A 13,036-nucleotide genomic window follows, 5' to 3' on the forward strand; every position below is an offset into this window, starting at 1 on the left:
GCCGCGCGCTCGCGGCATGGTTGCTCCGAGAGATGACTGAGGGCTCAGCAGGATGATGAATATCGGGAAATCGCAACACGCAGGCGAGGTCACGCGCGTGGACGCGCTGGTCGTCGGTGCCGGCTTCGGCGGCATGTATGCCGTGCACCGGCTGCGCGAGATGGGCCTGTCGCTGACAGGGGTAGAGGCTGGCGACAATGTCGGTGGCGTGTGGTACTGGAATCGCTATCCCGGCGCACGCTGCGATCTGATGTGCGTCGATTACAGCTATGGCTTCTCCGACGAGATCCAGCAGGAGTGGACGTGGAGCGAGCAGTTCGCCGCCCAGCCGGAAATTCTGGCCTATGCCAATTTCGTTGCCGACAAGCTCGATCTGCGTCCGCATTTCCGCTTCAATACCCGCGTCCTCAGCGCGGCCTGGGACGAGGCCCGGACGCTGTGGGTCGCTAAGACCGACGACGGTGCGACGATCGAAGCGACCTATTGCGTGATGGCCACGGGGCCGCTGTCGGTACCGAAGGATCCTGAATTTCCCGGACTCGATACCTTCAAAGGCGAGATTCTCCGCGCCGCGAAATGGCCGCATCGAGCGGTCAGCTTCGCCGGCAAGCGCGTTGGTCTTGTGGGAACCGGATCGTCAGGCATTCAGATCGCCCCCGTTGTCGCCGAGGAAGCGCTGTCGCTTCACGTGTTCCAGCGGACCCCCAGCTTCAGCTTCCCGATGCGGAATACGCCGATCGAGGCTGACTATGCAGCCGAACTCAAGCGCAACTATCGCGGCATCCGGGCTTCGGCCCGCGCCAGCCATCTTGGTGGCGTGCGGCCGACGACGACCCGCCCCTTCTTCAGCATCACGCCCCGCCAGCGCCGGGAACTGATGGAGGATGCATGGAAACGCGGAGGTCTGCATTTCATCGGCCTGTTCTCGGACATGCTGACGAACATCGAAGCGAATGATCAGGTCGCCGATTTCGTCCGCGAGAAGATCGCCGAGACGGTCAGGGATCAGGATACCGCAGAGCGCTTGAAGCCCAAGGGGTATCCGATCCTGGCGCGGCGCCCCTGCCTGGATACCGGCTATTATGAGATGTACAACAAGCCGAACGTCCATCTCGTCGACTGCCTCGCAAACCCGATCGAGTGCGTCACCGAGGCCGGTGTGCGTACCAGCGCAGGCGAGGTCGAACTGGACACGCTGATCCTGGCAACCGGCTATGACGCATTGACGGGCGCGCTGCTCGCCTTCGAAGTCACAGGGCGTAACGGACGCACCGTGCGAGACAAATGGGCCGATGGTGCCCAATCCTTGCTCGGCCTGCTGATGGAAGGCTTTCCCAACCTGTTCATGGTGTGCGGCCCCAACGGTCCCGCGGCACTCTCCAACATCATCACCCTCGACGAGCAGAATGTGGATTGGATCTGCCAGGTTATCACGCACATGCGCGACAATGACCTTGCGACCGTCGAAGCGACAGCCGAGGCAGAAGCCCAGTGGATGGACCAGGTGCGCGGATTGGCCGAGCTCACATTCCTGTCCAAGGCCAAAACCTGGTTTGTCGGCGCAAACGTCGAAGGCAAACCGCACGGCTTGATCATGTACACGGGCGGGTTCTTCAAGTTCAACGAGGCCTGTACCGCCGTCGTCCGGGACGGATATCGTGGGCTCGACTTCGCTGGCGTCCCCGCCTCTGCGGAGCGTCACGAACCGGCCTGAACCGGCGTCCGCCGAAAAGATAACGGGACGGGAGCGCCAAGCGATCCCGTCCCATTTTCGTTTCACGATAGCCGCGTTGAGCCCTGATCAGCTTGCCTGGGCATACTCCATCTCGCTCTCGCCGGCCTGCGCCAGCAGTTGGGTCGAATGAAAAGATGCGATCGCCTCTCGCATCACACGGAGGATTTCGTTTTTCCGCTTGGACATCGACTCGACGAGCCCGCCTACACCCACAGCCAGCGGGATGCCGTGCACGCGCTGGTCCAGCGCTATCGCGATCGAAGCCAGTTCCGGAGTCGGCTTCTTCGGCAGGAAGGCATAACCGACCTGTCGCGCCCAACGGACCTCGCGCATGAACTCCTCGAAATCCGGCACCGCGTCGGAGTCGCGATTATAATGGCGCGAATAGCGGTAGATCTTGTCGATCTCCCGGTCGCGCAGCCGACTGAGCATCGCGAGCCCGGCCGAGGAATCGATCATCAGCCGCATCGCGCCCTCGTCCGGCGGCATGTTCAGTTCCTGGAGCCGCGAAAAAGGCGCATCGGCATTGCTGATGAAGCGCACATACTGGATGAAGAGATCATTCTGCGATACCAACCCGACCGTCTCGCCGGTTCGGCTGTGTATGTCCTGGATCAGCCGATCGAGTTCGCCATAGCTGTTCAGCGCCGTCGAGAGCCAGTTGCCAAGACTGCTCACCTTGAGCGTCGGCAAATAGGACATGGTCGAACGATTATAGTTGAGATAGCCTGCAACAACTAAACTCTTCAGAAGATTTGTTGCACTCGACTGGGGATAGTTGAGTTCCCGATATATCTCGTTCAGTCGTAAAGGACGCCTTTTCTGCTGGAACAGTTCGAGGACTTGAATCGTCCGCGAGGCAGATTTTACAGTTCCGCGCTGCATACATCCCTCCATTCGCAATTTTATGTCTTATCGCGGATGTAATTTGCCAGCATGACGCGCCATGGCAATATTTGCGGCGAATATTGTATATGTGATGGGGAGGGGCGCTGCCGTTCTTTCGCGCACCGCATTCCCCTCCACCGTCCTGCGGACGGTCCCCCTCCCCGTCCCGGGGAGGATCTTGGCCGCACATTACTCCTGAGTTCCTCCCCGGCACGGGGAGGGGGACCATGCGGAGCATGGTGGAGGGGAATGCGACGCTGCCGCGCAGAAAGCGATGGAGAAGGAGCAGAAAGCTCTGGTGCGGGCGGTCGGACTCGAACCGACACTCCTTGCGGAACCGGATTTTGAGTCCGGCGCGTCTACCAATTTCACCACGCCCGCGTGCGCCGCAGCTATAGCGGCTCCTGCTGACCGCGCAACCGTTCAGCGCGCAAGCGCGGTAAGGACGATCTCTTCGTAGATGTCGGCCAGCGCGTGGAGGTCGGGTACAGCAACCGCTTCGTCGAGCTTGTGCATCGTCGCGTTGCACAGACCGAACTCGACCACCGGGCAGATGCGCGACAGGAAGCGCGCGTCGGAGGTGCCGCCCGTCGTCGACAGCTCGGGTACGAGGCCCGTCACCTTGGTGATCGCCGACGACACCAGCGCGGAGAAATCGCCCGGCGGGGTGATGAAGCTTTCCCCCGAGATGGCCGCGCGGATTTCGGCGTGCGGCGCATGCGCGAGCACAGTGGCCCGCACCAGCTCGACCAGATCGGCACCCTTATGCTCGTCGTTGAAGCGGATGTTGATCCGCGCGCTCGCCTTCGCCGGGATGACGTTGGTCGCGGCGTTGGCGACGTCGACCGTCGTGATCTCCAGGTTCGACGGCTGGAACCAGTCATTGCCGTCATCGAGGTGCAGCGCCTCGAGCGCGGCGAGCGCCAGCACGAGTTCGGGCACCGGATTGCGCGCGAGATGGGGATAGGCGACATGCCCCTGCGTCCCGACATTCTCGATCCAGATGTTGACCGAGCCGCGCCGCCCGATCTTGACCATGTCGCCAAGCCGATGGGTCGAGGTCGGCTCTCCGACCAGACACAGATCAGGGCGGATGCCGCGTTCGTTCATCCAGTCGATCAGAGCGACGGTGCCATATGTCGCCGGCCCCTCTTCGTCCCCGGTTATGATCAGGCTGATCGTGCCGCGCCGCTGCTCGATCCGGGCGACCGCCGCGATGAAGGCGCCGATCGCGCCTTTCATGTCGACCGCACCACGTCCGTAGAGCAGATCGCCGCGAATCTCGGGCACGAAGGGATCGCCGGTCCAGCCGGCGCCGGGCGGAACGACGTCGCTATGGCCGGCAAAGGCGAAATGCGGCCCGCTTTCGCCCCGGATGGCGAAGAGATTTTGGATCGGCCCGTCGGGAGGCCCCCCTGCCGCGAAGCGATGCACGGCGAAGCCCAGCCCTTCGAGCGCCTCCGCGATGACCGCCATCGCACCGGCGTCGGCCGGCGTCACGCTGGGGCAGGCGATGAGGCGCTGGGTCAGCGCGAGCGGGTCGATCATATCGGTCACGCGCCTCGCCTAGCGCCGTGGCAGAGAGATGCAAGGCCCTGCGCTTTTGTGCAGGGCGCTGCGGACAAGCGGATCAGCGGATCGCGTCGAGGATCGCCGCGCGAAGCTCGGCCATGCCGAAATCCTTCTCGCTCGACGTGACCAGCAGGCGGGGGTGCGCGGCGACATGCTTGCGCGCCTCGGCCTGGGTCTGATCGGTCACGGCGGCGAGTTCGCTGGCCTTGATCTTGTCGGCCTTGGTCAGGACGAGGTGATAGGTCACCGCCGCCTTGTCGAGCATGTCCATGATCTCACGGTCGACATCCTTGATGCCGTGGCGGCTGTCGATCAGGACGAGCGCCCGGCGCAGCACGACCCGCCCGCGCAGATAGTCGTTCACCAGAAAGCGCCACTTGCGGACGATGTCCTTCGGCGCCTTGGCAAAGCCATAGCCGGGCATGTCGACGAGGCGCAGCGTGGGAACGCCGCCCTCCTCGGCCGCACCGACGTCGAAAAAGTTGAGCTCCTGCGTCCGGCCCGGCGTGTTCGACGTGCGCGCCAGCCCGGTGCGGTTGGTCAGCCGGTTGAGGAGCGACGACTTGCCGACATTCGACCGCCCGGCAAAGGCGATCTCGGGTGCGTCCGGCTCGGGCAGATGCTGCAGGCCGGGCGCCGACTTGAGGAAGGAGACGGGACCCGCGAACAGCTTGCGCGCGGGCTCCAGCAGTTCCTCGAAGGGGACCTCGTCGTTCACTTCTTCTTCTTCGCGGTCGCCGACACGACGGTGGCCGAGGCCGGCACCGGCGCGACCGGATATTGCCGGTACAGCCAGGCCTGCTGCGCGATGGTGAGGAAGTTGGAGGTGATCCAGTAGATCAGCAGGCCCGCCGCGAACGGCGCCATGATGAACATCATGATCCACGGCATCAGGGCGAAGACCTGCTTCTGCGCGTCGTCCATCGGCTGGGGGTTAAGCTTGAACTGCAGCCACATCGAGATGCCGAGCAGCAGCGCCAGAATGCCGATGCCGAGGAAGGCCGGCGGCTCGAACGAGAGCAGGCCGAACAGGTTGAGGATATGCGCGGGATCGGGCGCGGAGAGATCCTTGATCCACAGCACGAAGGGCTGGTGACGCATCTCGATCGTCACCATCAGCACCTTGTAGAGGCCGTAGAAGACGGGGATCTGCACCAGGATCGGGAGACAGCCCGCGAGCGGATTGACCTTCTCCTCCTGGTAGAGCTTCAGCAGCTCCTGCTGGAGGCGCGGCTTGTCATCCTTGTAGCGCTCCTGCAGCTCCTTCATCTTCGGCTGGACGCGGCGCATGCCGGCCATCGAACGGAACTGCTTCTGCGCGATCGGGAACATCATGCCGCGGACCAGGAAGGTCAGGATCATGATCGCGACGCCGAAATTGCCGACCAGCTTGAACACCTGATCGAGCACCCAGAACATCGGCTTCTCGATGATCTCGAACCAGCCCCAGTCGATCGCGCGGCCGAACTGCTCGACACCGCCCTGCTCCTCATAGCGGTCGAGGAGGTTGACCTCCTTGGCGCCGGCGAAGAAGCGCTGCGTCACGGTTCCGACCGCGTTGGGGCGAATGATCTGCGGACGGCCGGTCTGGACCGCCTGATAGACCTTGGGAGCGGTGGTCAGGAATCCGGCCTCGACGCTGTCCTTCGCGTCGGGCACGAGCGCGGTCAGCCAATATTTGTCGCCGAAGCCGAGCCAGCCACCCGTCGTCGAGAAGCGCGCACCGGCCGAACCGGCCTCATCGAGCTTGGCGAAGCTCAGGTCATAATTGGCCTTGTTCGAGAACACGCCGATCGGGCCGGTGTGAAGGGTCCAGGTCGAAGGATCCTTCGAGACGCCGTCGCGCGACACGAGGCCATAAGGCCGCGCGGCAACGACGCCCGCGCCCTTGTTGATCAGCCGCTGGGTGACCGTGAACATATAGTCCTGGTCGACCGTGATGACCGTCTGGAAAAGCTGGCCGCGATTGTTGTTCCAGCTGAGCGTGACCGGCTGGCCGGGGCGCAGCGCGGTCTGGTCGGCGGTCCACAGGCTGTTCGGGCCGGGCGCGTCGACGCCGTCGCCCGTCCAGCCGAAGCCGGCATAATAGGCGCCGGCCGAGCCCTGTGGCGACAGCAGACGCACCGGCGGCGCGTCCTTCTTCACCGTCTCGCGATAGGTCTTGAGTACGATGTCGTCGATCCGCGCGCCGCGCAGGTTGATCGAGCCGGCCAGCTTGGGCGTGTCGATCGCGATTCGCGGGCTGCTGCCGAGCACCGCCGCGCGCGAGCGGAGGACGCGAGGTGCGTCACCAGCGGTCGGGAGAGCGTCCGGCGTGGCGGGAGCCGCTCCGGGCTTGGCCGACGCCGGCGGCGCCTTGGGAGTGGGGAAGAAACGCTCGCTCGCCAGTTGCCAGCCCAACAGGACGAGCAACGACAGTACGATCGCGAGGATCATGTTGCGCTGGTTTTCCACCAAAAACTCCCGATATTCCTTAAATGGTCAAGGGACCGGGTCGTGACCCGAGCCCCCCCAGGGATGACAGCGACAGATTCGGCGAACCCCGAGCCACCCGCCTTTGAGCGCGCCATAGCGCGAGACGGCCTCTATCGTATAGGCCGAACAGCTGGGAATATAGCGACAGGTGGGAGGAAGGATCATCGATGGGCCGAGCTGCCACGCTCTGGCCAGGAGAATGATGATCCGGCCGATCACCGCGCGACCTTGCCGAGCGCCTTGAGCAACTCGCCGCGCAGCAGCGCGAAATCGCGTTCGATGCCGCCTGCCCGGCCGATCAGCACATGGTCCGCACCCGCAATGCCGGCGACGGGAAACAGCTCCCGCGCGAGCTCACGAAAACGGCGGCGCATCCGGTTCCGGACCACCGCGTTGCCGACCTTCTTGGTGATGGTGATGCCGAGGCGCATCATGGGATCGTCATCGCCACGCGGGCGGACGAGCAGGACGAAGCCGGGCATCGGCGCCCTCCTGCCCCCATTGGCAGCCAGAAAATCCGCGCGGCGCTCGAGCACCGCGTAGGGACAATCGCTCAGGCGGAGAGCTTCTTGCGGCCGCGGGCGCGGCGGGCGGCCAGAACCTTGCGGCCACCGGGGGTTGCGCTGCGCGAACGGAAGCCGTGGCGCCGCTTGCGGACCAGGTTGCTCGGCTGGAAAGTGCGCTTCATTGTCTCTGCCTCAAATCAAAAAAACAAAAGGGCCGCCGACACGCGGCAGCCGCTGATCGTCGGCGCGCTTAGGCAAAAGGCCGGCGCGAGTCAATCTCTGTGACGGTGGAATTGGCCGTCCGATGGCCTTTCCGGCACTCACTCAGCGTCCTTGGCAAGAAGATCGAGCGTTTCGTTTCGGCCGATGGCTCTTTTTCGTTTCATGGGCGTTCGCAACGCGCAGTTCAGTCTTTTCAGGAGTTGCTGATGCGCCGTTCGTTGCTGTGCGCCATGCTCGCCCTTCCCCTTCTCACCGCCTGCGGATCGAAGACCGACACGCGCCTCAAGGCGCTGGAGGATCGCCTCGCCAAGGTCGAGGCCGCCGCCGAAACCGGCAAGGCGGTCAGCCTGAAGCCCGGCGCCGCCGGCTATGGCATATTGCAGAGCGACATGGGGCGCATCGCGGTCGCGATCGCCAAGGTCGAGGCCTATGCGGGTGGCACCCGCGTCACGCTCGACTTCGGCAACCCGACCGCCGCGCGCCTGTCGGGCATGAAAGCGAAGATCGAATGGGGCGCGATCGACGGCAAGGGTCTGCCGGTGGTCAGCGCCAACCAGTCGACCAGCTTCACCGCCCGGGAGCCGCTGCCGGCGGGCAGCTGGAAGCAATATGTGATCGACCTGCCCGGCGTTCAGCCGACCCAGCTGGGCTTTGTCCGCATCTCGGGCTTCGACAGCGGCAATGTCGATCTGCTGAGCAGCTAAGCTCCCGCCGTCACCGGCAGGCAGGAGCGGGAGATGCGCCGGAACCGCGTCAGTCCGCCAGCCAGAGCGAAAAGGCGGAGTCGGTGCGCATCGCACCGACGCGCCGGCGCTCGCCCTCGCGCAGCATGATCGGCCGCGCGAGCGGCCAGGACACCGCCGCCCACGACGAGCGAGCGCCCGCCGCCGGGCGGACTTCGTAGATCGAGTCCGGCTCGCCCGACCGGTCGAGATCGAGCCTCATCCACTGGATGATCGCATTGGCCTCGCCCGCCTCCGCTGTGACCGTCCTCTCCGCCGCCCGGTCGCCCCAGCTGTCCGGTGCATCGAACCGGAAGTCATAGAGACAGGCGACGTCCGAAAGCAGGCGGATGCCAGGCTCGCCCACCTTGATCTGGTGAGACGGCGACGCGATCCGGTTGAACGCGGACAGGTCGAAGCCCTCATGGCTCGCCATCCGCCACTTCTCCAGCGTCGGATCATGGCCGAGCGCGGCCATGATGCGCCCCTCGCCGGGGATCACGCTGCCGCCCGCTCGCAGCAGGCGGGGCACGACATCGCGATGCACCTCCAGCGTGTGTTCGCCCAGCAGGACATTGTCGACGATCTCCGAGACGATCACGTCGACCGGCCGCTCGATGTCCTCGCCCAGGATCAGCTCGGCCGAATTGCGCGGGATGATCCGCAACCGGTCCTCCGCGCCATTGGCCCGTGCGATCGTCATCGCCATGCGCGCGACCGCCGGCTCCATTTCGCAGGCGATCACCTGCCCGGCGCCGGCCCGCAAAGCGAGCAGACTCAGCAAGCCGGTCCCGGCACCGATGTCGAGCACCAGGCTGTCGGGCCGGATCACCCGCCGCAGCGCCGCCTCATAGGCCTGGTTCCGGACGGTATCGCGAACCAGTCGCCAGTGCCAGTCGGGCACGCCGGCATTGACGACCACACCCGCCATCACCCGCGCCCGGCCGCCGCAATCGGGATGATCGAGCGCGGCCAGCGCCAGATCGATCGCATCGCTCCGCTTGCCCTTGCCCTGCAGGACGCGCGCATGGGCCGCCCAGTCATCAGGCCCTTTGCCGTGCAGAATCGGCCATCTGCTCCAGACCGTCTCGCCCAGGCTCATTCGCTATCTTCCCGCTGATCGCCGCTCCAGCGGCGCTCGCGGTCCATGGGCGCTGCATTGGGCTGCGGTCAACCCGCGCCGTCGCGAGGCCCCCTCGACAAGGCGCGCCTGCCGCGATTAGAACACACAGCGAACATCAGGGGAATCATGCACATGGTGGCGCGGGTCGCGACGGTCGCCTTTCTCGGGCTCGAGGCCCGGGCGGTCGAGGTTCAGGTGCAGCTGGCGCCGGGGGTCCCCGCCTTCATCGTCGTCGGTCTCCCCGACAAGGCCGTCGCCGAAAGCCGCGAGCGCGTCCGCGCCGCTTTGTCGGCGATCGGGCTGACGCTTCCGCCCAAGCGCATCACCGTCAACCTTTCTCCCGCCGACCTGCCCAAGGAAGGGTCGCATTACGACCTGCCGATCGCGCTCGGCCTGCTCGGCGCGATGGGGGTGATCGATGCCGAGACGCTGTCGGCCTATCTGGTGGTGGGCGAACTCGGCCTCGATGCGCGTGTCGCCCCCGCGCCGGGCGTGCTGCTCGCGGCGCTGCACGCGGCCGAACGCGAGCTGGGCCTCGTCTGCCCCGCAGCCCAGGGCCCGGAGGCGGCCTGGGCCGCGACCGTCGAGGTGATCGCCGCCCCCGACCTTCTCTCGCTGATCGGCCATTTCAAGGGCGGCGCCCCGCTCACCCCGCCCCAGCCGGGCAGCGCCGACCTCCCGCCGCGCCTCGCCGACCTGCGCCAGGTCAAGGGACAGGAGACCGCCAAGCGCGCGCTGGAGATCGCGGCGGCCGGCGGCCACAACCTGTTGATGAGCGGCCCGCCCGGCGCGGGCAAGTCGCTGATGGCGGCCTGCCTGCCCGGCATATTGCCCGAGCTGACCCCGGCCGAGGCGCTGGAGGTATCGATGGTCGCCTCGGTCGCGGGGGAGCTGCAGGACGGCCGCCTGCTGCGCGCCCGCCCGTTCCGCACCCCGCACCATTCGGCGTCGATGGCGGCGCTGGTCGGCGGCGGTTTCAAGGTCCGCCCCGGCGAGGTCAGCCTTGCGCATCTCGGCGTGCTGTTCCTTGACGAACTGCCCGAGTTTCAGCGCACCGTGCTCGACTCGCTGCGCCAGCCGCTGGAGACGGGCAAGGTCACCGTCGCTCGCGCCAACGCGCATGTCACCTTCCCTGCGCGTGTCCAGCTGATCGCGGCGATGAACCCGTGCCGCTGCGGCCATCTCGACGACCCCGCCCTCGCCTGCTCGCGCGCGCCGCGCTGCGCCGCCGATTATCAGGCGAAGCTGTCGGGGCCGCTGCTCGACCGGATCGACCTCCATGTCGACGTCGCCGCCGTCAGCGCCGCCGACCTCGTCCTGCCCCCGCCCGCCGAAGGCTCGGACGAAGTCGCCGCCCGCGTCGCCACCGCCCGCGCGATCCAGACCGACCGCTATGCCAGCCATGGCGTGCGGACCAATGCCGAGGCCGACGGCGACCTGCTCGACACCGTCGCCGCCCTCGACGACGCCGGCCGCAAGCTGCTCGCGCAGGCCGCCGAGGCGATGCGGCTGTCGGCGCGGGGTTATCATCGGGTGCTGCGGGTCAGCCGGACGATCGCGGACCTGGCGGGGGCGGAAGCGGTGCAGCGCCTGCATATTGCGGAGGCGCTGAGCTATCGGAGACGTGCCCCGGTGAATTAGGGTCCTTGAGCGAACTGGCCCTTGGTTTCGCTTTCCTCCGCAGGAATTCGTCGCGCTAGGCTTGTTATTACGGCCCCTCCAAAACAGACGAACCACCGAAACCAGTAGAGGATCACGGTTCATGAAATGACAGCAGACGGCACGGTCGAGAGACGGAAAGCATACCAGCCAATACCGAGCGCGGCGCACCACCGCAGGATTTCTAAGGGAAGCCCGAATTGCTTGACAGTCATCTTTCTTCGCGACAGGCATTCCACCCGGAATGGCCAGCATATTACGCGCCTCTTTGGGAAACAGGTCAATTACGGCCATCGGCTAGAGCCGATTAGAAATCCGTCGCTGCGCTACCCGAATGCATCTCGCGCTATCGTCGCCACAATGGATCTTGTTGGCGTTGACATAGCCTTGGCGAGTTGTTTTGGAAATTTCCGTACAACAGGCAGAAATGGTTCGCAACTATGGTCACGATTACTTCGATCAACGGACTGCCATTGCGGATGGGCTTCCTCCTCAGCCAGAGCTTGTACGGAACTGTTACCAATCACAGCCCGACGTCCGTCTCGTTCGACATGACAGGTACGTGGCCAGACGCGTCAGGCATGGTTAACCGATTCAACGGCTACGGCTTGGCATATGATGAGGATAGCGAAACGTTTGAGGGCACGGTTACGAGTTACGAGCATCTTGTGAATGGCGTCGTCGATTTTAGACTCTCAAACCTCAACTTTTCTGCATCCGACCTAGTATCGTTGACAAGTAACAATCGCTTGGTCGACCCTGTTGGCCACAGGTTCTTTGGTGGAGACGACAGCATTACCGGCAGCGACGAGCAAGACGCTATATTGGGCTATGCCGGTAACGATACGATATATGCCGGCGGAGGCGATGACTATATCAATGCTGAATATCCGAGCATGTACCCCCGTGATGTCCCGGGCACCACAGGAAACGGCCATGATGTAGTTCACGGAGCCGCGGGGTCTGACAGCATCTTTGGCGGCGGCGGCAATGATCATCTCTATGGATTCGGTCCGACCGCCGGCATTGACGGAAACGATACAATCGACGGTGATCAAGGATCTGATTATATTCAAGGCAACGCCGGCGATGACCTGTTGATCGGCGGTGAAGGTTCGGATCGCATGCAGGGCGGTGCGGATAATGACGTGATGCACGGCGGGAAAGGCAATGACTCGCTCAACGGCAATCGCGGAGACGATAGTATTACCGGCGGTCTAGGGAATGATTTCATTCGCGGAGGTCAGGGCGACGATACTATCTTGGCGAGCGACGGCGATGATACTGTGTTCGGCGATATGGGCGCAGATTATCTCGACGGCGGGGCGGGGTCCGATACGTTCGTGTTTGGCCGAAGCACTAGCAGTATTGCGCCTGATATTGCTGACGCTGACAAGATCGTCGATTTTCTACTCCGCAACGATCGAATTTCGGTCGGCTTCAACCCTCAACATGTTTTCAACGAAACGCAAATGAGTTCATTGCCCTCAACAGTCGAAGAGGCGCTTTTTATCGCCCAGAGCCTCTTCAACGAGCATCTCGGCAATCATGAGATCGCTGTAGTTAAAACTAGTTTTATTGACAGAATAATTTTCTGGGATTCTGATGGAAATAATTCAATTGATTCTATGATCGGCGTAATAAAACTGAGTAAAGATTATGGTACTACCGATATGAACTTTTACTATGATGATTTTATTTGATATTTGGAAATATTCTAAAATAACAATTGCAAAATTATAAAATTATAATGCGATCATATCACGAAATATTCGCATTATTACATTTATTAGTTCACCTACAATATAAAATGTATTACGCCGAATCCGCCTCCACGCACGCCTCCTCCCCCGCCAGAGCGCTCAGGAAACAACGCCGCCACCACATAACGTCCTGCTTCTCGACGCTGTCCATGCAAGCGCGCCAGCGGGTCTTGCGTTCGGCAAGCGGCATGGCGAGCGCCTTCTGGATCGCGTCGGCGATGTCCTCGGGGCTGTGGGGGTTGATCAGCAGGGCGTCGCCCAGTTGCTCGGCAGCACCGGCGAAGCGCGACAGGATCAGGACGCCGGGATCTTCGGGGTCCTGCGCGGCGATATATTCCTTGGCGACGAGGTTCATCCCGTCGCGCAGCGGG

General features: G+C 63.7%; 13 protein-coding genes, 1 tRNA gene and 1 pseudogene. 4 read left to right on the plus strand and 11 right to left on the minus strand.

Annotated elements, in window-relative coordinates; all coding sequences use genetic code 11:
* The first annotated feature begins 52 nt into the window (after positions 1 to 52).
* The gene (locus tag ACNI3R_RS17475; RefSeq protein ID WP_426185693.1) at positions 53 to 1,714 is read left to right on the plus strand and encodes a flavin-containing monooxygenase; all 1,662 of its coding nucleotides are present in this window, start codon (positions 53 to 55) and stop codon (positions 1,712 to 1,714) included.
* Between the two features lie 87 nt (positions 1,715 to 1,801).
* Here the strand turns inward: ACNI3R_RS17475 and ACNI3R_RS17480 are convergent, their stop codons facing one another.
* The 9 genes and pseudogenes from ACNI3R_RS17480 to rpmH all read right to left on the minus strand — a co-directional run bounded on the left by ACNI3R_RS17480 (position 1,802) and on the right by rpmH (position 7,358).
* Positions 1,802 to 2,437: an IclR family transcriptional regulator domain-containing protein gene (locus ACNI3R_RS17480; protein ID WP_426185718.1), complete on the minus strand. Its 636-nt coding sequence runs from the start codon at positions 2,435 to 2,437 to the stop codon at positions 1,802 to 1,804.
* Positions 2,438 to 2,461: 24 nt separating this feature from the next.
* Positions 2,462 to 2,632 (minus strand): annotated as a pseudogene (locus ACNI3R_RS17485) (helix-turn-helix domain-containing protein); the annotation flags it as partial.
* A 287-nt stretch (positions 2,633 to 2,919) separates the two neighbouring features.
* Positions 2,920 to 3,004 (minus strand) — tRNA-Leu (locus tag ACNI3R_RS17490).
* Between the two features lie 42 nt (positions 3,005 to 3,046).
* Positions 3,047 to 4,171 (minus strand): succinyl-diaminopimelate desuccinylase, encoded by a 1,125-nt coding sequence (gene dapE / locus ACNI3R_RS17495; protein ID WP_426185720.1) that lies wholly within the window; start codon positions 4,169 to 4,171, stop codon positions 3,047 to 3,049.
* An 82-nt stretch (positions 4,172 to 4,253) separates the two neighbouring features.
* A complete protein-coding gene (gene yihA / locus ACNI3R_RS17500; protein WP_426185695.1) occupies positions 4,254 to 4,913 on the minus strand; it encodes a ribosome biogenesis GTP-binding protein YihA/YsxC in 660 nt (219 codons plus the stop codon).
* Positions 4,910 to 6,649, minus strand: a complete 1,740-nt coding sequence (gene yidC / locus ACNI3R_RS17505; RefSeq protein ID WP_426185697.1) for a membrane protein insertase YidC — start codon at positions 6,647 to 6,649, stop codon at positions 4,910 to 4,912. The genes yihA and yidC overlap by 4 nt, the downstream gene beginning before the upstream one ends.
* A 27-nt stretch (positions 6,650 to 6,676) precedes the next feature.
* Entirely contained in the window at positions 6,677 to 6,889 is a 213-nt protein-coding gene (gene yidD, locus ACNI3R_RS17510; protein WP_296623005.1) for a membrane protein insertion efficiency factor YidD, read from the minus strand.
* Positions 6,886 to 7,152, minus strand: a complete 267-nt coding sequence (rnpA, locus tag ACNI3R_RS17515) for a ribonuclease P protein component (protein ID WP_426185699.1) — start codon at positions 7,150 to 7,152, stop codon at positions 6,886 to 6,888. Before rnpA ends, yidD begins: the two co-directional genes overlap by 4 nt.
* Positions 7,153 to 7,223: 71 nt before the next feature.
* Positions 7,224 to 7,358, minus strand: coding sequence for a 50S ribosomal protein L34 (gene rpmH / locus ACNI3R_RS17520; protein WP_012049799.1), 135 nt, complete (start codon positions 7,356 to 7,358; stop codon positions 7,224 to 7,226).
* Positions 7,359 to 7,604: 246 nt separating this feature from the next.
* On the opposite strand from rpmH, the gene ACNI3R_RS17525 reads away from it, so the two are divergent.
* Complete coding sequence (locus tag ACNI3R_RS17525; protein WP_426185702.1) at positions 7,605 to 8,102, plus strand: DUF3251 domain-containing protein; 498 nt, start codon at positions 7,605 to 7,607, stop codon at positions 8,100 to 8,102.
* Between the two features lie 49 nt (positions 8,103 to 8,151).
* On the opposite strand, the gene ACNI3R_RS17530 is transcribed toward ACNI3R_RS17525, so the two are convergent.
* Complete coding sequence (locus ACNI3R_RS17530) at positions 8,152 to 9,222, minus strand: 50S ribosomal protein L11 methyltransferase (protein ID WP_426185704.1); 1,071 nt, start codon at positions 9,220 to 9,222, stop codon at positions 8,152 to 8,154.
* A 153-nt stretch (positions 9,223 to 9,375) separates the two neighbouring features.
* On the opposite strand from ACNI3R_RS17530, the gene ACNI3R_RS17535 reads away from it, so the two are divergent.
* Positions 9,376 to 10,884, plus strand: a complete 1,509-nt coding sequence (locus ACNI3R_RS17535) for a YifB family Mg chelatase-like AAA ATPase (protein WP_426185706.1) — start codon at positions 9,376 to 9,378, stop codon at positions 10,882 to 10,884.
* A gap of 458 nt (positions 10,885 to 11,342) precedes the next feature.
* A complete protein-coding gene (locus ACNI3R_RS17540) occupies positions 11,343 to 12,605 on the plus strand; it encodes a calcium-binding protein (protein ID WP_426185708.1) in 1,263 nt (420 codons plus the stop codon).
* 112 nt (positions 12,606 to 12,717) lie between these two features.
* Here ACNI3R_RS17540 and ACNI3R_RS17545 read toward each other — a convergent pair.
* The coding region (locus ACNI3R_RS17545) for a trehalose-6-phosphate synthase (RefSeq protein WP_426185710.1) at positions 12,718 to 13,036 on the minus strand (319 nt) is incomplete at its 5' end.

It is taken from the genome of Rhizorhabdus antheiae, from assembly GCF_049889055.1.
GTDB lineage: Bacteria > Pseudomonadota > Alphaproteobacteria > Sphingomonadales > Sphingomonadaceae > Rhizorhabdus.

Coding starts and splice junctions, on each gene's coding strand:
- rnpA (WP_426185699.1), bottom strand. CDS start 7,152: ATGCCCGGCTTCGTCCTGCTCGTCCGCCCGCGTGGCGATGACGATCCC.
- ACNI3R_RS17530 (WP_426185704.1), bottom strand. CDS start 9,222: ATGAGCCTGGGCGAGACGGTCTGGAGCAGATGGCCGATTCTGCACGGC.
- ACNI3R_RS17540 (WP_426185708.1), top strand. CDS start 11,343: ATGGTCACGATTACTTCGATCAACGGACTGCCATTGCGGATGGGCTTC.
- dapE (WP_426185720.1), bottom strand. CDS start 4,171: ATGATCGACCCGCTCGCGCTGACCCAGCGCCTCATCGCCTGCCCCAGC.
- ACNI3R_RS17475 (WP_426185693.1), top strand. CDS start 53: ATGATGAATATCGGGAAATCGCAACACGCAGGCGAGGTCACGCGCGTG.
- ACNI3R_RS17480 (WP_426185718.1), bottom strand. CDS start 2,437: ATGTCCTATTTGCCGACGCTCAAGGTGAGCAGTCTTGGCAACTGGCTC.
- ACNI3R_RS17525 (WP_426185702.1), top strand. CDS start 7,605: ATGCGCCGTTCGTTGCTGTGCGCCATGCTCGCCCTTCCCCTTCTCACC.
- ACNI3R_RS17535 (WP_426185706.1), top strand. CDS start 9,376: ATGGTGGCGCGGGTCGCGACGGTCGCCTTTCTCGGGCTCGAGGCCCGG.
- rpmH (WP_012049799.1), bottom strand. CDS start 7,358: ATGAAGCGCACTTTCCAGCCGAGCAACCTGGTCCGCAAGCGGCGCCAC.